Annotated in this window: 19 protein-coding genes; 6 read left to right on the top strand and 13 right to left on the bottom strand. The window is 72.5% G+C overall.

The features are described from left to right. Positions 1 to 185: 185 nt before the first annotated feature. From BLV96_RS11620 to BLV96_RS11600, 5 genes are all read right to left on the bottom strand, one after another. Positions 186 to 488 (bottom strand): STAS domain-containing protein, encoded by a 303-nt coding sequence (locus BLV96_RS11620; RefSeq protein WP_086679134.1) that lies wholly within the window; start codon positions 486 to 488, stop codon positions 186 to 188. Then, on the bottom strand, positions 485 to 4,543 hold the full coding sequence (locus BLV96_RS11615) for a SpoIIE family protein phosphatase (RefSeq protein WP_086679135.1): 4,059 nt from the start codon (positions 4,541 to 4,543) through the stop codon (positions 485 to 487). The genes BLV96_RS11620 and BLV96_RS11615 overlap by 4 nt, the downstream gene beginning before the upstream one ends. A 163-nt stretch (positions 4,544 to 4,706) precedes the next feature. Continuing rightward, positions 4,707 to 5,120, bottom strand: coding sequence for an ATP-binding protein (locus tag BLV96_RS11610; protein ID WP_086679136.1), 414 nt, complete (start codon positions 5,118 to 5,120; stop codon positions 4,707 to 4,709). After that, a complete protein-coding gene (locus BLV96_RS11605) occupies positions 5,117 to 6,691 on the bottom strand; it encodes a PP2C family protein-serine/threonine phosphatase (RefSeq protein WP_091389048.1) in 1,575 nt (524 codons plus the stop codon). The genes BLV96_RS11610 and BLV96_RS11605 overlap by 4 nt, the downstream gene beginning before the upstream one ends. Continuing rightward, the gene (locus BLV96_RS11600; RefSeq protein WP_086683402.1) at positions 6,688 to 7,071 is read right to left on the bottom strand and encodes an STAS domain-containing protein; all 384 of its coding nucleotides are present in this window, start codon (positions 7,069 to 7,071) and stop codon (positions 6,688 to 6,690) included. The genes BLV96_RS11605 and BLV96_RS11600 overlap by 4 nt, the downstream gene beginning before the upstream one ends. A 169-nt stretch (positions 7,072 to 7,240) precedes the next feature. Between BLV96_RS11600 and BLV96_RS11595 the strand changes: the two genes are divergently transcribed. Then, a complete protein-coding gene (locus tag BLV96_RS11595) occupies positions 7,241 to 7,624 on the top strand; it encodes an STAS domain-containing protein (protein WP_086683408.1) in 384 nt (127 codons plus the stop codon). 18 nt (positions 7,625 to 7,642) lie between these two features. Here the strand turns inward: BLV96_RS11595 and BLV96_RS11590 are convergent, their stop codons facing one another. Next, a complete protein-coding gene (locus tag BLV96_RS11590) occupies positions 7,643 to 8,866 on the bottom strand; it encodes a PP2C family protein-serine/threonine phosphatase (protein WP_086683399.1) in 1,224 nt (407 codons plus the stop codon). A gap of 82 nt (positions 8,867 to 8,948) precedes the next feature. Between BLV96_RS11590 and BLV96_RS11585 the strand changes: the two genes are divergently transcribed. Both BLV96_RS11585 and BLV96_RS11580 read left to right on the top strand, forming a co-directional pair. Beyond that, the gene (locus BLV96_RS11585; protein ID WP_086683396.1) at positions 8,949 to 9,668 is read left to right on the top strand and encodes a histidine phosphatase family protein; all 720 of its coding nucleotides are present in this window, start codon (positions 8,949 to 8,951) and stop codon (positions 9,666 to 9,668) included. Then, positions 9,646 to 10,515: an NAD(P)H-hydrate dehydratase gene (locus tag BLV96_RS11580; RefSeq protein ID WP_086683394.1), complete on the top strand. Its 870-nt coding sequence runs from the start codon at positions 9,646 to 9,648 to the stop codon at positions 10,513 to 10,515. Before BLV96_RS11585 ends, BLV96_RS11580 begins: the two co-directional genes overlap by 23 nt. A gap of 1 nt (position 10,516) precedes the next feature. Here BLV96_RS11580 and BLV96_RS11575 read toward each other — a convergent pair whose 3' ends face one another. Genes BLV96_RS11575 through BLV96_RS11560 form a run of 4 tightly spaced genes read right to left on the bottom strand, consistent with a single transcriptional unit; the run spans position 10,517 to position 14,558 of the window. After that, positions 10,517 to 11,239 (bottom strand): SDR family oxidoreductase, encoded by a 723-nt coding sequence (locus BLV96_RS11575; protein ID WP_086683391.1) that lies wholly within the window; start codon positions 11,237 to 11,239, stop codon positions 10,517 to 10,519. After that, a complete protein-coding gene (locus tag BLV96_RS11570; RefSeq protein WP_091389045.1) occupies positions 11,236 to 12,078 on the bottom strand; it encodes an oxidoreductase in 843 nt (280 codons plus the stop codon). Before BLV96_RS11570 ends, BLV96_RS11575 begins: the two co-directional genes overlap by 4 nt. A gap of 43 nt (positions 12,079 to 12,121) precedes the next feature. Continuing rightward, positions 12,122 to 12,940 carry a helix-turn-helix transcriptional regulator gene (locus BLV96_RS11565; RefSeq protein ID WP_086674387.1) on the bottom strand — a complete coding sequence of 273 codons (819 nt, stop codon included), beginning with the start codon at positions 12,938 to 12,940 and terminating at the stop codon, positions 12,122 to 12,124. 55 nt (positions 12,941 to 12,995) lie between these two features. Then, entirely contained in the window at positions 12,996 to 14,558 is a 1,563-nt protein-coding gene (locus BLV96_RS11560; RefSeq protein WP_086674375.1) for an alkaline phosphatase D family protein, read from the bottom strand. A gap of 136 nt (positions 14,559 to 14,694) precedes the next feature. Between BLV96_RS11560 and BLV96_RS51220 the strand changes: the two genes are divergently transcribed. Then, entirely contained in the window at positions 14,695 to 16,917 is a 2,223-nt protein-coding gene (locus tag BLV96_RS51220) for an extracellular catalytic domain type 1 short-chain-length polyhydroxyalkanoate depolymerase (protein ID WP_086674376.1), read from the top strand. Here the strand turns inward: BLV96_RS51220 and BLV96_RS11550 are convergent. Both BLV96_RS11550 and BLV96_RS11545 read right to left on the bottom strand, forming a co-directional pair. Then, positions 16,914 to 17,408, bottom strand: a complete 495-nt coding sequence (locus BLV96_RS11550) for a methylated-DNA--[protein]-cysteine S-methyltransferase (RefSeq protein WP_086674377.1) — start codon at positions 17,406 to 17,408, stop codon at positions 16,914 to 16,916. The two genes, BLV96_RS51220 and BLV96_RS11550, sit on opposite strands and share 4 nt — an antisense overlap. A gap of 17 nt (positions 17,409 to 17,425) precedes the next feature. Then, positions 17,426 to 18,322, bottom strand: coding sequence for a glycoside hydrolase family 16 protein (locus BLV96_RS11545; protein WP_086674378.1), 897 nt, complete (start codon positions 18,320 to 18,322; stop codon positions 17,426 to 17,428). Between the two features lie 324 nt (positions 18,323 to 18,646). On the opposite strand from BLV96_RS11545, the gene BLV96_RS11540 reads away from it, so the two are divergent. Both BLV96_RS11540 and BLV96_RS11535 read left to right on the top strand, forming a co-directional pair. Further along, positions 18,647 to 19,810, top strand: coding sequence for a glycoside hydrolase family 64 protein (locus BLV96_RS11540; RefSeq protein WP_086674379.1), 1,164 nt, complete (start codon positions 18,647 to 18,649; stop codon positions 19,808 to 19,810). Between the two features lie 43 nt (positions 19,811 to 19,853). Beyond that, positions 19,854 to 20,066: a hypothetical protein gene (locus BLV96_RS11535; RefSeq protein ID WP_086674388.1), complete on the top strand. Its 213-nt coding sequence runs from the start codon at positions 19,854 to 19,856 to the stop codon at positions 20,064 to 20,066. A gap of 177 nt (positions 20,067 to 20,243) precedes the next feature. On the opposite strand, the gene BLV96_RS11530 is transcribed toward BLV96_RS11535, so the two are convergent. After that, positions 20,244 to 20,666: an ATP-binding protein gene (locus BLV96_RS11530; protein WP_086674380.1), complete on the bottom strand. Its 423-nt coding sequence runs from the start codon at positions 20,664 to 20,666 to the stop codon at positions 20,244 to 20,246. Positions 20,667 to 20,951: the final 285 nt, after the last annotated feature.

Raw genomic sequence — 20,951 nt, 5'->3', positions numbered from 1 at the left:
CGTCCGGCTCCTGCGCGAACGATACCCGCGCCGGCGGATCGGGTCGGTGCGGTGGCTCCCGGCCCGGCGCTCGCTGCTGAACGTCGTGGGTCGGACGCCGGGGCCACCTCGCGACGGACGGCAGCACAACCCACCCGACGACCGCCGCTGCCGCAGGCTTACCCCGTCGGCCGGTGGCCAACCCCTCAGCGGATGGTCACTTTCGCGACCTGGGTGAGGCCGGACACGCGCAGGACGCGGTCGAGCAGGCGCGGCGCGGTCAGGCGCAGCTCGTGGTCGGCGGCCTGGTCGAACAGGGCGGCGATGCCGGCGCTGTCGAGGTAGGTCACCCCGGTCAGGTCGACGGTCAGCGCGGCCCCGGCGGCCAGCTCGCGCGCCAACGCCGCGCTGAACTCCGCGGCGTTGCCCATGTCGACCTCGCCGGTCACGGTCAGGATCCGGTCTCCGTCGTCGCCCGCGGAGGCGACCAGCGTGAGTGCCGTGGTCACGAACCGATTCTCCATTCGAGCGTGACGGTGGTGCCGGTCGTGTCGTGCCGGACGGCGACGGCGTCGGCGAGCGCCTCCATCATCGGCATCCCGCGGCCGCGCAGCACGTGGTTGTCCGGGGACGCTTGCTTCCAGTGCCCGCGATCGGTCACCGTGACGACCAGGTGCGTGCCGGCGAAGCGGGCCGACAGGTGCGCGGTCCCCTCGGCACCGGGATAGGCGTGCTCGACGGCGTTCGCGCAGGCTTCGCCCGCGGCGACGAGCACGTCCTGCGCGAGCTCCTCGCCGAGCGAAGCGGTGCCCAGCCACGCGCGCAGCCAGTGGCGGGTCGAGGCGAGGCTGTCCGGGTGCGCCGGGAAGTCCAGCTCCAGCGGCGGCACCGACCGGCGGTATAGCAGCAGCGCGACGTCGTCCTCGTAGCCCTCCGCCGGGCGCAGCCGGCCCATCAGCGTGGCCGCCAGGTCGGCGAGGTCGGCGTCGAGCGCGCCGTGGGCGACCGAGGTGGCCCGGTCGATGCCGTCGTCCAGGGCTTCGCGGCGGCGCTCGACGAGGCCGTCGGTGTAGAGCATCAGCAGTGATCCGATCGGGACGACCGCCGTGGCCTCCGGGCGCTCGGCGGGAACGCGGACCGCGAGCGGCACGCTGCCGCCCGCGTCGAGGAACTCCGCCGAGCCGTCCTGGTGCACCAGGGTGGCGGGCGGGTGCCCGGCGCTGCTGTAGGTGAGCGCGCCGGTCGCGGGGTCGAGGACCCCGCAGAAGACGGTGGTGCACAAGGCACCCGGCAGCCGGTCGGCGAAGCGGTCGAGCGTGGCCAGGGTGTGCGCCGGGCCGTTGGCCTCCAGCAGCAGCGCGCGGCACGCGCTGCGCAGCTGGCCCATCACCGCGGCCGCGGCGAGCCCCCGGCCGACGCAGTCGCCGACGACGATGCCGATCCGGTCGCCGGACAGCGGGACGACGTCGTACCAGTCGCCGCCCACCTCCAGCGGCGGGTTCGCCGGTTCGTAGCGCACCGCGAAGCCGTCGGGCAGCAGGGCCGGGCCGAGGATCGAGCGCTGCAGGGCGATGGCGACCTCGCGCTGGCGGTCGTCGCGGTGGGCGCGGCGCAACGCGTGCGCCAGCGTCCCGGCCAGCAACGCCAGCAGCGTCCGGTCCTCGACGCCGAGCGGGCGGCGCGGATCCGGCTCCACCCAGAGCGTCAGCCGGCCGCCGGGGTGGTCGAGCGTCGCGCCCGCCCCGCCTTCCGCCGGTGTGGCGTGCAACGCGGGGAGGGACCGGACTTCGCCGAGCTTCTCGCGCAGCGGCGCGGCCAGGTCGGTCCAGCGCCGGTCGCCGGTGTCGGTGGACGCCAGTTCCGGTTCGCCGTCGCGCACCCAGGTCACCGCGAGCACGCGCTCGGCCTGCCACAGTTCGCGCAGCAGCTCCAGCGCCGTGCGGATCACCTCGGGCACGCCGCTGACCCCGGTCAGGCGCTGGTTCATCGCGGCCAGCGCGTTCTCCCGCTGCACGGCGTAGCGCTCGGCCGTGACGTCGCGGATCGTACCGACCAACCGGCGGCGGCCCTCGTCGTCGTGCAGCTCGTTGTAGGCGATGGCGGCCCACACCCGGTGGCCGTCGCGGTGGCGCAGCGGCAGCACGAAGCTCCCGGACGGGTCGGTCCGCGACCGCTCGACCGCCTCGGTGACCTGCTGGTGGGCGGCCGGGTCGTCGGCCGGGTCCGGCGCCCACGGGAACGGCGGGGAGTAGGGCAGCCCGGCGGGCCCGTAGCCGATCAGGTCGGTGCACGCGGCGTTCATCTCCACGACCTGCCCGTCGGCGTCGCAGACGAAGAAGCCCTCCTGCATCGACTCGATCATCGCCGCGCGCCAGCGCGAGTGCTGCGTCCGCAGGCGGGCCAGCCGGATGGTCGTGCGGACGCGGGCGAGCAGCTCCCGCGCGGAGAACGGCTTGACCAGGTAGTCGTCGGCGCCCGCGGCCAGCCCGTCGACGGCGGCCTCCTGCCCGGCGCGGGCGGAGAGCAGCAGCACGGGCACCGCGGCGGTGCGCGGGTCGCGCCGCAGCTCGGCGAGCAGGCCGAGGCCGTCCAGCCGCGGCATCATCACGTCGCTGATGATCAGCTCGGGCGGTTCGGCGGACGCGGCGGCGAACGCCTCGACGCCGTCGCGGACCGCGGTGACCGCGTAGTCCTCGCGCAGCAGCCGGGCGAGGTAGTCGCGCATGTCGGCGTTGTCGTCGGCGATCAGCACCCGGGCGCCGGCGGCCGGGGCTTCCCCGGCGGCGGGTTCGGGATCCCCGCCGGGCAGCCAGCGCAGGGTCTCCTGGACGTACGGCTCGACGGTGTCCGCGGCGAGCCCGCCCGCCGACGGCGCCGAGGCGACGTGCTCGGCGGGCAGGTGCCGGGTGCCCAGCGGCAGCCGGATCCGGAACGTCGTGCCCTCTTCCGGCGTGCTTTCGGCGGCGACCGTGCCACCGTGCATGCCGACGAGCTCGCGCACCAGGGCCAGGCCGATCCCGCTGCCCTCGTTCGAGCGCGACCGCGCCGACGGGATCCGGTGGAACCGCTCGAACAGCCGGGGCAGCTCCTCGCCGGCGATCCCGATGCCGGTGTCGGCCACGGTGACCTCGGCGTGCTCGCCGTCGAGGGCAGTGCGCACCCGGACCTCGCCGTCGAAGGTGTACTTCACCGCGTTGGACAGCAGGTTGAGGACGACCTTCTCCCACATCCCGCGGTCGACGTGCACCGGTGTGCCCAGCGGCGGGCAGTCCACGTCGAACCGCAACCCGGCCCGTTCGACGGCGGCGCGGAACACGCTGGCCAGCTCCGCCGTGAACGCCGAGAGGTCCACCGGTTCGAAGCGCGCCTGCATCCGGCCGGCCTCGATCCGCGAGAAGTCGAGCAGGTTGTTCACCAGCCGGCCCAGCCGCAGCGCGTTGCGGTGGATGACGGCGACTTCTTCGCGGACGCGCTCGTCGGCGTCTTCCAGCGTCTTGTCCAGCTCGGCGACCGGCCCGAGGATCAGCGTGAGCGGGGTGCGGAACTCGTGGCTGATGTTGGCGAAGAACGTCGTCTTCGCCGCGTCCAGCGCGGCCAGCTCCTCGGCGCGCCGCTGCTGGGCCTGGTAGGCGAGCGCGCCGTTGACCAGTGCGGCCGTCTGGTGGGCGACCAGCCCGAGGAACGTCCGGTAGGACTCGTCGAGCGCGCGCCCGGCGCTCGCCGCCAGGACGATCACGCCGGTGGCCGCGGTGCCCGGGGCGCCGGGCAGCGGCAGGACCATCGCCTCGGTGGGTGGGGTGGACCAGTCGCCCGCGGGCAGCTCGCCGAACGTCGTCGTCAGGTTGGCGACGGTCCGCGGGGTGCCGTCGGCGAGCACCTCTTCGAGCGGCCAGCCGCCGGTGTGCCGGGCACCGGCGGTCAGTTCGCCGTCTTCCTGGCGGACGTGGATCTCGGAGTAGGGCACGTCCGCGCCGGCCCGCTCGAGCACGCCGGCGACCAGCTCGCAGGCCTCGCCGACCGTGCGGGCGATACCGGCCTGGGCGCCGAGCTCGCGCAGCGTGGCCATCCGGCGTTCGCCGATCACGCGCTCGGTCGTGTCGGTGACCGCGGTGAACACCGCGCGCACGGTGCCTTCGTCGTCGTGGACCGGGCTGTACGAGTAGGTCCAGTAGGTCTCTTCCCAATAGCCGTGCCGGTTCATCGGCAGCAGCAGGTCCTCCGACCAGGTCGCCTCGCCGGTGGCCATCACGCTGTCGAGCATCGGGCCGATGATGTGCCAGATCTCGTCCCAGACCCGCGCGCCGGGCTTGTCCAGCGCGGGGTGCTTGGTGCCGAGCAGCGGCAGGTAGGCGTCGTTGTAGAGGAACCGCAGATCCGGTCCCCACCAGACGATCATCGGGAAGCGCGAGGTGAGGCAGATGCGCACGGCCGTGGTCAGGCTCGCCGGCCACGCCGACGGTTCGCCGAGGGGCGACGACGCCCAGTCGAACTCCCGCATCCGGGCGGCCATCTGGCTGGTGCCCGGGAAGACGGCCCGCTGGCCGGATTCCTCGCCGACGGTCATCACACTCCCGATCACGCGGCCCCGGCCGAGCCTACCCGCCCGGGGAGGGCCCCGCCGCGCGCGCGATCGGGGCACGTCCGGGTGACGCGGCTGAAGGGCACCTTGAGTGCATGTGACGCGCTGAAGGGCACTTTCAGTGCATGTGACGCAAGGAAGGTGCCCTTCAGCCGAGCCAGGTCATCGTGACCGTCGTGCCGTCCTCGCGGTGCACCTGCGCGCTCTGGTCGGCCAGGGTGTCGATGAGCAGCAGGCCGCGGCCGCGCAGCCCGTTCGTCGCGGCGGGCGGGCGCCAGTCGCCGTAGTCGGTGACCGTCACCGTCAGCCGCCCGTTCAGCGCTTCGGCCCGGACGTCGACCGGGCCCGGATCGCCGTTGCGGTAGGCGTGCTCGGCCGAGTTGGCCATCGCCTCGTAACCGGCCAGGACGACGTCCTCGCGGCGTTCTTCGCTGAGGCTGAGCGTGCCCAGCCAGTCCGCCAGGGCTTCGCGCAGTTCCGGCAGCCGGTCGGCCACCGCGGCGATCCGCCGGTGGAACGACGCCGGGGGCGCGGGCGCGCCCGGGGGGAGGGGGTCCGTCATGCTGGGTCCTCTCCGCGGTGGCGCACGTGGATCAGTGCGATGTCGTCGTCGTGCCGGCCGAGGGTCAGCTCGGCGACGAGCTTGTCCCACGCCGTGCCGAGATCGGCCGCGGCGAGCAGCGAGGGGATGCCGGCCAGCAGCCATTCCACGCCGAGGGTGAGGTCGCGGGTGCGGCTTTCGACCAGCCCGTCGGTGTAGAGCACCAGATCCGCGCCGGGCGGGAAGCCGGTGCTGCGCTGCGGGAACTCCGCCCCGACGCCGAGTGGCTGCGCGAGCGCCTCGCCGATCTGCTCCGGCCCGCCGTCCGGGCGGACCAGGATCGCCGGCAGGTGGCCGGCGTTGGCGAAGGTCAGCGTGCCGTCGGCGGGCCGGTGGACCGCGTAGAAGCACGTCACGAAGCTTTCGCCGAACAGCCCGCCGGTCAGCGCGGAGACGTTGCGCAGCACCTCCGACGGCGGCAGTTCGAGCAGGGCGTAGCAGCGGATCGCCGTGCGGACCTGGGCCATCACCGTCGCGGCCGTGACGCCGTGGCCGACGACGTCGCCGATGACGAACGCGGTCGCGCCGGACGGGAGCGCGATGACGTCGAACCAGTCGCCGCCCACCTTGCTCCCGGTCGCCGCGGGCAGGTACCGGGTGACGACGTCGAGGCCGGGCGTCGGCGGCGCGACCGGCAGCATGCTGCGGGACAGCTCCGAGGCCATGGTGCGTTCGCGCTCGTACAGGCGGGCGTTGTCCAGCGCGATGGCCGAGTAGGCGGCGATGCCCTCGGCGAGGTACTCGTGCCGCGCGGTGAACCGGTCCGGCGCGGAGTGGCCGAAGAAGAACCCGCCCAGCACTTCTTCGCTGGTCGGGCTGATCACCGAGACGGCCAGGTAGCTGCACACCGGCAGGTGCCCCTCCGGCATCCCGTGGTACGGCGCGTTCCGCCCGAACCGCGGGTCCTTCGTGATGTCGGGGCTGCGCACGGTGCCGGCGCCGTCGAAGGTCGGCGCGAACACGTCGGTGTTGCGCGGCATGGGAAACCGCTCGAACGCCTCCCGCGGCACGCCCGAAATCGTGTACAGCGTGTAGGACTCGCCGAGCTCGTTCACCAGGTTGTAGAAGAACGCGCCGAACTCGGCACCGGTCGCCTTCGTGGCGGCGTCGGTGGCGTCCTGCACGATCCGGTCGATGTCCAGCTGCGCGGTCAGCTCGCGGCCGGTGGAGTGCAGCGCGTCGAGCACCGCCGCTTCGCCGCGCAGCCGCCGCAGGGCGGCCGCCAGGTGCGCGGTGGCGGCTTCGACCGCCGCGGCGACGGCCGCCGGTGCCCCGGCGACCTCGGCGGTGGTGTGGACCACCGCGTCCCGGCCGTCGCCGGCGATGGCGACGGCCGCGGTGATCGCGCGGCCGGGCACCAGGTCCGCCAGCAGCGCCGGGTCGGTCACGGCCACCGCGACGCGGTCGCCGAGCACCACCCTCGCTTCTTCCGGGTCGAGGAGCCGGACTTCGGTGGGCACCGCGGCGCCGGAGGCGTCGACGAAGGCCCGGCGCACGGCGTCGAGCAGTTCGTCGAACTCCGGGGCGGTCATCCGGCGGCCAGCGCCTCGGCCAGCGACGGGTAGATGGCCAGCTCGTCGGTCAGCCGGGTCAGCTCCAGCGGACGCAGCGTGATCCGGCCGGTGGCCACCACGCGCAGCGGCGTCGGCACCGTCCGCCCGCGGTGGGCCCGCACGAGCTCGGCCATGCCCGCCGACGCCAGGAACGTGACGCCGGTCAGGTCGATGACGAGCACCGCGGGCTCCGTGCGCGCGGCGCGCTCGGCGAGCTGCCGCAGCTTCGGTGCCAGGGCGAGGTCGAGTGCGCCGTCGACGCGCAGCACGGCGGTGCCTTCGCGGTGGTCCAGCGCCACCGTGCCCGCTGAGCTCGCGGCGTCCCCGAGGGTGTTCCCGGTCGCGTCCGTTTCGGCCATGGCGCCCATCCTGCCTGGTCCCCGCCCACCCCGAAAGCGGAAGGGGTGCTGAAACGGCGGCGGCCGCCGGGTACGGGCATGATTGACATCGGTTGAGCAAACAGCCTTCGTGATCACGCGCGCCCTCCGGAGGTTCCGGGGCGCTGCCGAAGGCGAGGAGAAGAACACGATGACGGAGCACATCCACAGTGAGGGCTCGGCCACCGCTGTGCCATTCGGCGAGTTCCGGATCGCCCGAACGGAGCAGGGCGACGCGGTCGTCGTCGAGGTGGCCGGGGACGTGGACACGACCACCGCGCCCGCCCTCGTGCAGGCCGCGGAAGAGGCCCTGGCGGCGGCCCCGCCGCTGCTGGTCGTCGACCTGACCCGGGTGGAGTTCCTCGCCTCTCCCGGGCTGACGGCGTTGCTGACCATCCACCGCGACGCCGGTCCCGGCACCGCGGTCCGGATCGTCGCGTCCGGCCGGGCGACCCTGCGCCCGATTCAGCTGACCGGGCTCGAGGACAGCCTTTCGCTGTTCCCGACCCGCGAGGCGGCGCTGACCGCGTCCTGAGGTCCGTCCCGGCCGGGGTCACCCACCGGCCGGGTCAGCCAGGCGGCGGATGGCCAGCAGGGCGACGTCGTCCTGGGCCGCCTGGTTGCCGATCATCGCGGCCATCAGCTGCGCGCAGACCCGTTCGGGGTCACCGGCGCGCAGGGCCTCCGCCAGCTGCCGCATCCCGGCGTCCACCGGCCGGTCGCGCCGCTCGACCAGGCCGTCGGTGTAGAAGGCGAGCACGCTCTCCGGCGGCAGGTCGAGCACGGTCGTCCGCCGCCGCGGCTCGCCGATGGTCAGCCCGATCGGGGGATCCGGCGGCACGTCCAGCAGCCGGCCCGGTTCGCCGGGCAGGGCCAGCGCGGGCGGCAGGTGCCCGGCGAGCGACAGGGCGATGGTCTCGCGGCCCGGCTCGACGATCCCGTAGGCGACCGTGGCCATCGCGCCGTGCTCGAAGTGGTTGGCCTTGCGGTCGAGCTTGGCCAGCACCTCGTCGGGGTTTTCGCAGTCGAGGGCGTACGCGCGCAGGGCGCTGCGCAGCCGGCCCATGATGACGGCGGCCTCCAGCCCGTGGCCGGAGACGTCGCCCATCACGACGCCGAGCCGGTCGCCGGGCAGCACGAACAGGTCGTACCAGTCACCGCCGAGCCCGGTTTCCGCACCGGGCACGTACCGTGCGCCGAAGGTCAGGCCGGGCACCTCCGGCAGGCTGCTGGGCAGCAGGCTGCGCTGCAGCGCCATGGTGGCGCTGCGGTTCTCTTCGAGCGCTTCGACCTGGATCGCCATCGCGAGGCGGTCCGCGAGCAGCTGCATCGTCGCGACTTCGGCCTCGGTGAACGTCCGCGGCGCGACGGACCCGACGTGCAGCACCCCGACGAGCTCGGGCCCGGCGTTCATCGGCACGCCGAGCATGGCGCGCAGTCCGCGTTCCCACAGCAGGGAGTTCACGACAGTCGTCTCGTCGACGTGGTCGAGGACGACGGGCCGCCGTTCGAACGCCACCCGGCCGGCGAACCCGCTGCCGACCGGCACCCGGACGCCCTGGTGGACCTCTTCCTCGATGCCGGCCGCGGCGAAGGCCACGAGCTGGCGGCCGCTGGGCTGGTACCGCAGCACGGTCGCGGTGTCGACCTCCATGACCTCACACAGGCGCTGCAGGGTCTCGGCGAGCAACTCGGCCAGCCCCAGGTGTTCGGCGGGTACGCCGAGGATCTTCTCCAGCTGCTGCAGCCGGTCGTGGGCGCCGAGACTCCGGGACATGGAAAGACCCTAGCCGGAACTCCTTTGCGCGCCTAACCATCCCGGGTTTCGACGGCGGGTCCCCGCGGGTAACCACCCGCTCGTGAGCGTCGACTTGGACTGGGTGGCCGTGCTGCGCCACGGCCAGAGCACCGGGAACGTGGCCAGGGAAGAAGCGGAGTCGGCGGGAGCCGATGTGATCGACATCGCCGAGCGCGACGCCGACGTGCCGCTGACCGACCTGGGCCGCGAGCAGGCGAAGGCCGCGGGGGAGTTCCTGGCCGAGCGCCCGCCGGACCTCGTGGTCACCTCGACCTACCGCCGGGCCTGGGACACCGCGCTGCTGGCCACGCCGGACGGCGTCCCGGTCGTGCCCGACGAACGGCTGCGCGACCGCGAGCTCGGCGTCCTGGACCTGCTGACTTCGCACGGCGTAGAGGAACGCTGGCCCGACGAGCTGCGGCGCAAGCGGCGGCTGGGCAAGTTCTACTACCGGCCGCCGGGCGGCGAGTCCTGGGCGGACGTCGTGCTGCGGCTGCGGTCCCTGGTGCGCGAGCTGAGCCAGGACTACGCCGGCAAGCGCGTCCTGCTGGCCGCGCACGAGATGACTGTCTTCGCCCTGCGCTACCTCCTCGAAGGCCTGCCGGAGCCCGACCTGCTGCGCGCGGCGAACGCCACCGAGGTCCCGAACGGATCGATCACGGCCTGGGAACGCGACCGCGACGGCGGCTTCACCATGGTGCTGGCCCAGGAAGTCGGCCACCTGCACGCCACCGACACCCCGCCCACGGCGGACGACGATGCCGCCGAACAGCTCTCCTGACCCGGCGCCGATCAGCCCCGCCCTGTTGCGGGAGACGCGGATCGGCACCGACGACCGCGGCACCGTGCTCGTGCTCGGCGGCGCCCGGACGGTTCCGGGCGCACCCGCGCTGTCCGGGACGGCCGCCTTGCGTGCCGGGGCCGGCACGCTCCAGCTCGCGGTGAGCGAGCGGCACGCGGGCGCACTCGGCGTGTCGGTGCCCGAGTCGTCGGTGTTCGGGCTGCCGGAAACGGACTCCGGGGCGATCGGCGGGGACGCCGTCGACCGGCTCGCCGACGTGCTGCCCGGCGCCGGCACGGTCGTGGTCGGCCCGGGGCTCACCGGCGCCGAAGAGACCGAAGACCTGTTGCGGCGCTTGGTACCCGCCATCGCGCCGGACGCCCGGGTCGTGCTCGACGCCTTCGCGCTCGGCGCGCTGAGCCGGGCCCCGGAGCTGGCCGAGCCGCTGTCCGGCCGGCTCGTGCTGACGCCGAACCGGACCGAGGCCGCGTTCCTCGACGACTGCGCCGAGGAAGACGTCGACGACCTCGAGACCGCGATCCGGATCGCGGAGCGCTACGACGCCGTCGTGCTGCTCTTCGGCGTGGTCGCCGAGCCGGACGGCCGCACCTGGCGCGACGGCAGCGGCCACATCGGGCTGGCGACGTCCGGCAGCGGCGACGTCCTGGCCGGCCTGACCGGCGGCTTCCTCGCCCGCGGCGCGGACCTCGCCCAGGCCGCCTGCTGGGCGACGCACGTCCACGCCGTGGCGGGCCAGCGGCTGATCCCGGACACCGGCCGCACCGGATTGCTGGCACGCGAGCTGGTTGCCGAGATCCCGCGGGTGATCGCCGAGCTCGAACGCTGAGCTACCGCTGGGCGGTGGGCCGCACGACGACCTCGTTGACGTCGACGCCTTCGGGCTGCCCGATCGCGTACGAGATCGCGCCGGCGATGGTGTCCGGCGGCAGCGTCACCGCGCGGTAGGTGCGCATCGCTTCCCGCGCACCGGGTTCGGTGATGGAGTCGGCCAGTTCGGACTCGACGACACCGGGCGAGACCGTCGTGACGCGGATGCCGGGTCCGGCTTCCAGCCGCAGGCCTTCGGTGATCGCGCGGGCGGCGTACTTCGTGCCGCAGTAGACCGCGGCCGTCGGCACGACCTCGTGCGCGCCGGTCGAGGCGATCGTCACGAAGTGCCCGGCGCCCTGCCGCGTGAAGTGCGGCAGGGCGGCCGCGATGCCGTGCAGCAGGCCGCGGACGTTGACGTCGATCATCCGGTCCCACTCCTCGACGTGGAGGGAGTCCAGCCGCGACAACGGCATCACGCCGGCGTTGGCGACGAACACGTCGAGCCGGCCGTGCGCTTCGACGGCGGCGTCGGCGAACGCGGTGACGTCCGCGCGGTCGGTGACGTCGAGGCGGTGCACGTCGGCGGTGCCGCCCGTGTCGTGGATCTCCTTCGCCAGCGCGGTCAGCCGGTCTTCCCGGCGGGCACCGAGCACGACGTGGTGGCCTTCGCGGGCCAGCCGCAGCGCGGTGGCGCGGCCGATGCCGCTGCTGGCACCGGTGATGAGAACGGTCTTGCTCACTTGGTTCCTTCCGGGAAGTCGGCGCCGAGGGTGGTCTCGCGCCAGGCGTCGAAGCCGGCCCGCAGGGTGTCGAGCCGGGCGGTGGCGATGTCGTAAGCGGCCTTGCCGAGCAGCAACCGCAGCGGCGGTTCCTCGGCGTCGACGGCGGCGAGGATCGCCTCGGCCGCGCGGACCGGGTCACCGGGCTGGTGGCCGTAGGTGGCGGTGGTCGCCGCGCGGCGAGCGCCGGCCGTCTCGGCGTAGTCGTCGATCCGGATCGCCGACTGCCGCATCGACGGCCCGGACCAGTTGGTGCGGAACGCGGCGGGCTCGACGATCGTCACCTTGATGCCCAGCGGTGCCACTTCGGCGGCGAGGGACTCGGAAAGCCCTTCCACGGCGAACTTCGTCGCGTGGTAGTAGCCGGTGGCCCCGAAGGCGGCGAGCCCGCCGAGCGACGACACGTTCACGACGTGCCCGCTCCGCCGGGCGCGCATGCCCGGCAGCACTGCGCGGGTGACGTCGGCGAGGCCGAACACGTTGGCGTCGAACAGGTTCCGGACCTCGGTGTCCTCGCCTTCCTCGAGCGCGGCGAGGTAGCCGTAGCCGGCGTTGTTGACCAGGACGTCGATCCGGCCGAACGCGCTTTCGGCGCGCTTGACCGCGTCGAGGACCTGCGTGTGGTCGGTGACGTCGAGCGGGAGGGCGAGCGCGCGGTCGCCGTGGTCCGCGACGAGGCCGGCGACGCTCGCCGGGTCGCGGGCCGTGACGACGGCACGCAGGCCGCGGCCGAGCACGGCTTCGGCCAGGGCGCGGCCGAGGCCGGTCGAACAGCCGGTGATGAACCAGTTTTCGGGCATGACGAAGTACTCCGTCCTTCCTGAGACGGCGAAGGGGTGTTTTTCAGCTCGCGGCGAGGCTGCCGAGCAGGGCGAGCGCGGCTTCCGAAGAACTGCCGGGCTCGGCCTGGTAGACGACGAGCTGCTGGCCGGGCGCGCTGTTCACGGTCAGCGCCTCGTAGCTGAGCGTCAGCTCGCCGACCTGCGGGTGGTGGAACCGCTTGGTTTCGTGCGTCTTCTGCCGGATGTCGTGGCGGGCCCACAGCCGGCGGAAGTCCGCGCTCTTCACCGACAGCTCGCCGACCGTCTCGATGAGCCCCGGGTCGTCCGGGTCGATCCCGGCGGCCACCCGCAGGCCGCCGACGGTGTTGACCGCGACGCGCTCCCAGTCCGGGTAGAACCCGCGCGCGTCCGGGTCGAGGAACACCAGCCGGACGAGGTCACCGCTGTGGGTGTGCCCGGCGAACAGCGCCTCGCCGAGCGCGTTGTGCGCGAGCACCTCGAGGCAGCGGCCGAGCACCAGCGCCGGCGTGTCCGGCCAGCCGTCCATCAGGCGCAGGAGGTTCGGGCTGACCTGCTCCCGGCGCCGCGGGCGGCGGCGTTTCGGGGCCGGCCGGGCCAGCCGGTGCAGGTGGGCGGTGGCGTCCTCGTCGAGGGCCAGCCCGTGCGCCAGCGCGTCCAGGACCTGCGGCGACGGGTTGCGCTCCCGCCCCTGTTCGAGCCGGACGTAGTAGTCGGTGCTGACCCCGGCGAGCACCGCGACCTCTTCGCGGCGCAGGCCCGCCACCCGCCGCGACCCGCCCGCGGGCAGGCCGAGGTCCTCGGGGCCCACCTGTTCGCGGCGGGCCCGGAGGAACTCCCCGAGCGTGTTCTCCCTGGCCATGAACTCGACACTAACGCCGATCAGCCACACCTGGGTGGCCGCGGCGCACCCACCCTCAGACCAGCCGGATCGGCTCCTCGTCGTGGTCGGCCCGCAGCAGCGTGGCCGTGGCTTCCCGGCCGTCGACGTCGAACGTCATCACGGCGTTCCCGAAGTGCGGTCCCGAGACGCAGCTCCAGGTCAGCGGCGCCGGCGGGACCCCGACGCGGCGCGCCAGCCACCCGCTCAGCCGGGTCAGCCCGCGCGCCCAGCCGGCCCGGAACAGCCGGTTCATGTACCAGGGCACGGTGTTGTGCACCGGCGAGCAGGTCAGCTGGTGCACCGGCGCGCCCGGGAGGTCGGCGCGCGCCACGTACGCGTGGTGGACGTCGCCCGAGAGCACGTTCACCGACGCCGGGCCGTCGTCGGCCACCCGGGCGATCAGCCGGGTCAGCCGGTCGAACGACTCGCGGAACGCCGGCCAGTGCTCGAGGTCGGCGAGCTGCCGGAACCACTCGGACACCCGCCCGACGAGCCCCGGCCGCGCGCAGAGCCGCTCGTTGACCGACTGGGCGGCCGACAGCGCGGTCGGCATCAGCCACGGCAGCGACGTGCCGATCAGCAGGTGGCCGAAGTCACCGTCGGTCTGCTCCTCGATCCAGCGGAACTCCTCGTCGCCGACCATCGAACGCTCGCCGCCGCCGAGGATCCGCCCGGCGCGCGAGTCGATGACCAGCAGCCGGACCGGGCCGAAGTCGCGCCGGTAGGACCACCGGGTGCCCTTGGCGCCGTCGGCCTCGCGGTCGGCCCGGTCGGCGAACTCGCGCAGCAGCTCCGCGTTGTCCACACCGGACTTGAGCACCTGCTGGAACACCGCGTCCTCGGCCAGCTCGCGCGGACCGAGGTTGCCCAGGTGCTGGTAGACCCAGTACGACACGAGCGCGCCGCGGATCCGCTCCGGCCACCACGACTCGCGGGCCATCTGCTCGCGCCACGCCTGCGAGGTGTTCCAGTCGTCGCGGACGTCGTGGTCGTCGAAGATCATCGACGTCGGCACGGTCGACAGCAGCCAGCGCACCGACGGCTCGCACCACGCCTCGAAGTACAGGTGGCAGTACTCCTCGAAGTCGGCGACCTCGGTGCCGGGCGGCACTTTCGGGTCGCGCCGGCCGGCGAGCCACTCCTGCGTCGCGTCGGTGGTTTCGTCGGCGTAGACCTGGTCCCCCAGCAGGAGCAGCGATTCCGGCCATTCGGCCTCGTCGAGCCCGGCCATCCGGTGGGCGTACGCGGCGAGCGCGTCCGGGCCGAGCGCGTCCTGCTCCCGCGGCTTGCGGCACGACCCGAACACGAGCCGGAACCGCGGATCGCCCGGGGTCAGCGTGCGGATCCGGCTGGGCGGCAGGTCGCTGCCGGGGTCGGGCCAGACGACTTCGCCGTCGAGCCGGACCTCGTACGGCGTGCTGCGCCCGGGTTCCAGGCCTTCGAGCACGACCAGCGCGTAGTGGTGCCCGGAAACCTCGAAGGTCCGCGCTTTCGCTTCCGCGACAAGGACTTCGCACGGACCGTCCGTTTCGACCCAGATCGTCGCCGAGGTGGCGTCGACGTGCCGCAGCAGTGGTCCCAGGAGGAGCTCGGTCATGTCCGGATCCTTTCAGCAGTCGGCGTTACCGGCAGTTCGAACGGGTCCGAAACTTTCCGAAAATCGTTGACCGGTCGCGGGTGGCGAACGAACGATCGTCGCAGCTGCGCCCTGCTCCCGGAAAGGATTGACTCGAGTGCGAAGACTCTTCACCGCCCTCCTCGCCGCGGTGCTGTCGATCGCCGCCGCGATCGTCCTCGTGGTCACGGCGCAGCCCGCGTCGGCGGCCACGCTGACCCGCGTGACCGGCTTCGGCACCAACCCCAGCAACCTGAACATGTACGCCTACGTCCCGGACCACGTCGCCGCCAAGCCGGCGCTGCTGGTCGCCATCCACTACTGCACCGGCTCGGCCTCGGCGGTGTTCAACGGCTACGCGCGTGACTACGTGACGGCGGCCGACCAGTACGGGTACGTCATCGTGTTCCCGGAAGCCACGCGCAGCGGGCAATGCTTCGACGTCTCCTCACCGCAGGCGCTCACGCGCGGCGGCGGCAGCGACCCGGTCGGCATCCTGTCGATGGTCGACTACGCCAAGCAGCACTACAACGTCGATCCCACGCGGGTGTTCGTCACGGGGTTCTCCTCCGGCGCGATGATGACGAACGTCCTGGCCGCCGAATACCCGGACGTCTTCGCGGCCGGCTCGGCGTTCATGGGCGTGCCCGCCGGCTGCTTCGCCACGACCGACGGGTCGAGCTGGAACAGCCAGTGCTCGGGCGGTCAGCTCATCAAGACCGCTCAGCAGTGGGGCGACCAGGCCCGGCAGATGAGCGGCGGGCGCAGCGGCCCGTACCCGCGGATGCAGCTGTGGCACGGCACCGCCGACGACACGCTGCGCTACCCGAACTTCGGGGAAGAGATCAAGCAGTGGACCAACCTGCGCGGGGTGAGCCAGACGCCGTCGTCGAGCGACGCCCCGCAGTCCGGCTGGACGCGCACCCGCTACGGCGGCACTGGGGCGCAGGCGCCGGTCGAGGGCATCAGCGTCCAGGGTGCCGGGCACTCGCTGCCGCAGAACGGGATGGTGGCGTACGCGATCGCGTTCCTGGGCCTGAACAGCGGTTCGACCACGACCACGCCGACGTCGCCGGGCCCGTCCGGCGGCACCACGCTGGGCAGCGCGGCGAGCGGGACCGGACGCTACTTCGGCACCGCCGTCTCGGCGAGCAGGCTCTCGGACAGCGTCTACACGGGCATCCTCAGCCGTGAGTTCTCCATGATCACCCCGGAGAACGAGATGAAGATGGACGCGACCGAGCCCTCGCAGGGCCAGTTCTCCTACTCGGGCGCCGACCGGATCGTCGCCCAGGCGGCGAGCCAGGGCGCCCGGATGCGCGGGCACACCCTGGCCTGGTACTCGCAGCAGCCCGGCTGGATGCAGAGCATGGAGGGCTCGGCGCTGCGCTCGGCGATGCTGAACCACGTCACCCAGGTCGCGAGCCACTACCAGGGCAAGATCTACGCCTGGGACGTCGTCAACGAGGCCTTCGCGGACGGCAGCTCGGGTGCGCGGCGCGATTCGAACCTGCAGCGCACCGGCAACGACTGGATCGAAGCGGCGTTCCGCGCCGCGCGGGCCGCCGATCCGGGCGCGAAGCTCTGCTACAACGACTACAACACCGACGACTGGAGCCAGGCGAAGACCCAGGCCGTCTACCGGATGGTCCAGGACTTCAAGTCCCGCGGCGTGCCGATCGACTGCGTCGGCTTCCAGTCGCACTTCAACCCCAACAGCCCGGTGCCGTCGAACTATCAGACCACGCTGCAGAACTTCGCGAACCTCGGCGTGGACGTGCAGATCACCGAGCTGGACATCGAAGGGTCGGGCACGGCGCAGGCGAACAACTACCGCACGGTCACGAACGCGTGCCTCGCGGTCGCCCGCTGCACCGGGATGACGGTGTGGGGCATCCGCGACACGGACTCGTGGCGGGCGTCGGCCACGCCGCTGCTGTTCGACGGCAACGGCCAGAAGAAGGCGGCCTACACCGCCGTCCTCGACGCGCTGAACGGCGGGACCACCCCGACTCCGACCACCACGCCCACGACTCCGACGACCCCCACCACCCCGACCACGCCGCCGCCGGGCGGGTGCACCGGGACCTACGCCAAGACGGCCGAGTGGAACGTCGGCTTCAACGGCCAGGTCACGGTGACGGGGTCGAACAACTGGGTCCTGACGATCACGTTCCACTCGCCGCAGAAGGTCATCGGCAGCTGGAACTACACCGGGACCTGGGACAGCACCGGGTACGTGCTGACCGCGCGGCCCAACGGCAGCGGGAACGTCATCGGGTTCACCGTGCAGCACGGCGGGAACCTGACGGACCCGTCCGTGAGCTGTTCGGCAGGCTAGAACAACCGGCCGACCTCGTCCGCGGGCGGTTCCTCGAGGCTCAGGAGGAACCGCTTGCGGGTGAGGCCGCCGGCGTACCCGGTCAGGCCGCCGCTGGTGCCGACCACGCGGTGGCAGGGCACGATGACGCTGATCGGGTTCCAGCCGTTGGCGTTCCCGACGGCCTGCGCGGCGCCGGGGTCGCCCAGCTCGGCGGCCAGCTGCCCGTACGTGCGGGTTTCGCCGTACGGGATCTTCGTCAGCAGCGCCCAGACCTGCTTCTCGAACGCCGAGCCACGCGGCGCGAGCTCGAGGTCGAACTCGCGCCGCGTGCCGGCGAAGTACTCGCCGAGCTGGGTTTGCGCGGCCGCGAAGCCGTCGTCGTCGCGGGGACCGAGGTCGGTCAGGCGGGGTGTCCGGAGGTGGCCGTCGAAGTAGACCCCGGCCAGCGCCTCGCCGTCGCCGACCAGGGTCAGCGGTCCGATCGGGGAGGCGGTGACGGCGTGCTTCATGGCGCCAGCCTACGGGTTCAGCCGTCGCTGACCTTCACCGAGAGCGAGTCGACGCTCATTTCGGCGCCGGGCGTGATGTCCGCACCGGGGGAGGTGCAGCCGCAGACCTTGTTCGGGTAGGAGCCGCCGATCGCGACGTCGAAGATGACGAAGAAGCCGTGGTCGACGGCGGCCTTCCAGGTCGCGTCCGAGACCTGGTTCTGCTTGACCGAGAACGTCTGGTTGCCGTCGAGGTAGAAGCGCAGTTCCTCGGCCGCGGTGTCGCGCCGGTCGACGATCACCGAGTAGCTGTGGTAGCCGTCCTGGCAGCCGGCGCAGTCCTGCAGGTCGCTGGTGATGCCGTCCGGGTCGTGGCACTCGCCCTGCCACTGTCCACAGTGGAAGGTGGTGGAGTGCTTGCTCAGCGCGTTGACGTCTTCCATGATGTCCAGCTCGCCGATGCTCGGCCAGTTCGTCGCGCCGACCGGGCGGGCGTCGGCGCCCATCGCCCAGAACGCCGGCCAGTAGCCGAGCCCGTGCTCGGGGGACGGCTGCTTGAGCGTCGCGCTGATCTCCAGCTGACCGCCCGCCGGAGCGGCGAAGTCGGTGCGCTGCGTTTCGATCCGGCCGGACGTCCACTGGCCGGATCCGTCGCGCTGGGGCTTGATCGCCAGGTGACCCTGGCCGTCGTGATAGACGTTGTCCGTCGAGTTCGTGGCGGTTTCGAGCTCGCCGGTGCCCCAGTTCGCCGCGCCGCCGGGGTAGCCGGTTCCGGTGTCGTAGAGCCAGTCCTGGGCGTTCAGGCCGGTGCCGGCGGCGCCGTCGAAGTCGTCCTGGAAGACCGTGGTCCAGCCGGCTTCGGCGTGGGCCGGGGCGGCGGTGAGGGCGAAGGACAACGTGGCGACGAGGGCGGCCAGCCGCTGGGTGGTGCGCATGGGTTCTCGCTTCCTTGGGGGAATCCGGTCGTCCACGACCCGCGAGGCCGTCCACTCTCGCCGCCGGTCCGCGGCCGCGTCAAGGGATGTGCCCGGAAGTACCCGGCACGCGGTACCCGGGGGCAGTCCCGGGTGAGTCCCGTTTGGAATTCGCCGTCACTGGGCAGTGCGCGGGCCGGGTGTGGCGGTGGTCTGGACCTTCTTTCGAAGGGTTGCCAGGTAACGAAATCCTGGTCATAGTTTGTTGGCGTCCACAACGAATCCCGCGAACCGCCCTCGGAAGTCCATTATGGACTCCGCCGTCCCCTCACCGTGGAGGACACCATGATCTCCCGTCGCTCGTTCCTCGGCCTCACGGCCGCGACGCTCGCCACGGCGGTACCCCTCGCGCGGGCCGCGTCCGCCGCGACGCCGGACACGTTCGGCCTCGAGCTGGTGAACAACTCCGGCTCCGGAACCGTGTACGCCTACGTGACCGGCACGACCCCGGACGGCCGGCTCGTGCTGCTGCGCGCCGACGGAACGCCGTACTACCCGGCGTCGCCGTCGGCCCCGACGACCCCGTTGCCGGAGGACTGCGCCATCCCGATCGCGTCGGGAGCGCAGGTCCAGGTGCCCAAGATGGGTGGCGCGCGCATCTACGTCGTCACGGACGCGAAGCTGGACTTCTTCCTGGACCCCGGGCCCAACCTGGTGCACCCGAGCTTCTTGAACTCCGGCGACGCGAACTACGGCAAGAACTGGTCGTTCAGCGAGTTCACGTTCAACGACACGCAGCTGTTCGCGAACATCAGCTACGTCGACTTCGTGGGCATCCCGATGGGCCTGTCGCTGACGTCGGGCTCCGGCACGTCGACGGTCAACGGGCTCCCGGCGGGCGCACTCGACCAGATCGCGTCGGCACTCTCCTCTTTGGGCGGTGAGTGGGCGAACCTGGTGCAGACGGGCGGCGGCGGGAACCTGCGGGTGCTGTCCCCGCACCACCACGCGGCGCAGTTCGGCGGCTACCTCGACGGCTACATCGACCAGGTGTGGCAGAAGTACGCGGGCACGGACCTGGTCGTCGACTCGCAGAACCCGGGCCTGGGCAAGTTCACCGGCCGCGTTTCGGGCGACCGGCTGGTGTTCGGCGCGGAGTCGTTCGCCAAGCCGTCGACGGCCGACGTGTGGAGCTGCGACAGCGGCCCGTTCGCCTTGGCGGCGGGCGCGAGCGACGCGCGCAAGGCGATCGTCCCGCGCCTGGCGGCGGCGTTGAACCGCACGACGTTGCTGGACAACCCGAACCAGCCGACGGACGAGGACCCGGCCCGGTTCTACGGCGGCGACGCGACGAACCACTACGCGCGGATCGTCCATTCGAAACTGCCGGACAACCGGGGATACGCGTTCCCGTACGACGACGTGAGCCCCGGCCCGGACTTCAGCGGAGCGGTCTTCGCGGGTGACCCGCAGGTGCTGACGATCACGATCAACGCGGCCCACGGTTGAGGCAGTGCGAAAACTGTCGGTGGTGACGGCTAGCCTCATGGGCATGAACACGGACGACGCGACGGTCCCGGCGGACCAGCTCACGAAGGGCCAGTGGTTCTGGCACGAGCCGGCGCCGGGCCTGCCCGCGTGGCAGCTGCAGGTGACCTCGGCGGAGCTGCTGGGGGATTCCGTCGAGATCTTCACGACGGACGAGGAGCGGGAACTGGTTTCCTACCCGCGGGGGCGGATGGTGCGGTTGGCCGAAGTCGCTTGAGTGGGTTGTGAGGTAGGACACTCCAGGGGCCGCCGAGCGCCTTGTGCTTCAGCGCTCGGCGGCTCGCGCAGCCGGTGTCTTTCGCACCGCGCACAAGTTCTCCGCGCGAACATCCGCACCTTTGGCCTTGCGTGGCCCAGTTTTTCCGCGATCGCGCACGATCCGCCCGGCCGTATCTCAGGCCGGGTTCTCGTCCCTCAACGCCGCCGGGCGCCAAGTCATGTGGACCGTCGTCCCGTCGGCACCTGATTCGACCTCGGACTGGTCCGTCACCTTGTCGATCAGCACCAGGCCCCGGCCACCCGAGGTGCGCAACCCCGCCTGGCGGGGGCGCGTTGCCGGGATTCCGCAGCCGGTGTCCGTCACGGTCACCGTGACCGCGTCGCCCGTGCGGGCCGCCTGGAGGCGGGCCCAGCCGTTGCCGTCCGGGTAGGCGTGGGCCGCCACGTTCGCCAGCGCCTCGTACGTCGCCAGCGTGATGTCGTGCGTGCTGTCCGGGTCGAGCGGCAGCTCGCCCAGCCAGTGGGTCAGCTTGCGGCGCAACCCTGCCATCTCGTTCGGCAGCGCGGGCGCCAGCTCTTCGAACGTCGAGGTGACCACGGCGCCGGCACTCCTGCGCGCCGGGGGCGTGGTCCTCGTTTGGTCGGCGTCGGCGCTCTCGCCCGTATCGACGCCAGGTTCCGGGGTATGTCGATACACGATCCGCTCCCATCGTCAGCCGCGGGTTCCCCCGTTTCTCGGGCTCCCTTCAGACCTACCCACCGCGACGACGTCTTACCCGTTGTGCTTTGCGTGATGTCGCGCTAACGTAAAAGTGCTCCTCGCGGATGCCGGCCCCTCGGCCGCCCGGAGGAAGCTCTCGGATCCAGGCTCATCGGCCTTCTT

The sequence above is a fragment of the Amycolatopsis pretoriensis genome (assembly GCF_900107925.1).
In the GTDB taxonomy this organism is placed as follows: domain Bacteria; phylum Actinomycetota; class Actinomycetes; order Mycobacteriales; family Pseudonocardiaceae; genus Amycolatopsis; species Amycolatopsis pretoriensis.
Note: the sequence above shows the minus strand (reverse complement) of the source record. Positions and strands in the feature narration are given on the sequence as shown.

Excerpts from the sequence above, each read along its gene's own strand:
- BLV96_RS11545 (WP_086674378.1), bottom strand. The coding sequence starts at position 18,322 with ATGCGCACCACCCAGCGGCTGGCCGCCCTCGTCGCCACGTTGTCCTTC.
- BLV96_RS11535 (WP_086674388.1), top strand. The coding sequence starts at position 19,854 with ATGAACACGGACGACGCGACGGTCCCGGCGGACCAGCTCACGAAGGGC.
- BLV96_RS11610 (WP_086679136.1), bottom strand. The coding sequence starts at position 5,120 with ATGACGGACCCCCTCCCCCCGGGCGCGCCCGCGCCCCCGGCGTCGTTC.
- BLV96_RS11590 (WP_086683399.1), bottom strand. The coding sequence starts at position 8,866 with ATGTCCCGGAGTCTCGGCGCCCACGACCGGCTGCAGCAGCTGGAGAAG.
- BLV96_RS11605 (WP_091389048.1), bottom strand. The coding sequence starts at position 6,691 with ATGACCGCCCCGGAGTTCGACGAACTGCTCGACGCCGTGCGCCGGGCC.
- BLV96_RS11615 (WP_086679135.1), bottom strand. The coding sequence starts at position 4,543 with ATGACCGTCGGCGAGGAATCCGGCCAGCGGGCCGTCTTCCCGGGCACC.
- BLV96_RS11560 (WP_086674375.1), bottom strand. The coding sequence starts at position 14,558 with ATGACCGAGCTCCTCCTGGGACCACTGCTGCGGCACGTCGACGCCACC.
- BLV96_RS11600 (WP_086683402.1), bottom strand. The coding sequence starts at position 7,071 with ATGGCCGAAACGGACGCGACCGGGAACACCCTCGGGGACGCCGCGAGC.
- BLV96_RS11550 (WP_086674377.1), bottom strand. The coding sequence starts at position 17,408 with ATGAAGCACGCCGTCACCGCCTCCCCGATCGGACCGCTGACCCTGGTC.
- BLV96_RS11565 (WP_086674387.1), bottom strand. The coding sequence starts at position 12,940 with ATGGCCAGGGAGAACACGCTCGGGGAGTTCCTCCGGGCCCGCCGCGAA.
- BLV96_RS11570 (WP_091389045.1), bottom strand. The coding sequence starts at position 12,078 with ATGCCCGAAAACTGGTTCATCACCGGCTGTTCGACCGGCCTCGGCCGC.
- BLV96_RS11595 (WP_086683408.1), top strand. The coding sequence starts at position 7,241 with ATGACGGAGCACATCCACAGTGAGGGCTCGGCCACCGCTGTGCCATTC.
- BLV96_RS11580 (WP_086683394.1), top strand. The coding sequence starts at position 9,646 with ATGCCGCCGAACAGCTCTCCTGACCCGGCGCCGATCAGCCCCGCCCTG.
- BLV96_RS11540 (WP_086674379.1), top strand. The coding sequence starts at position 18,647 with ATGATCTCCCGTCGCTCGTTCCTCGGCCTCACGGCCGCGACGCTCGCC.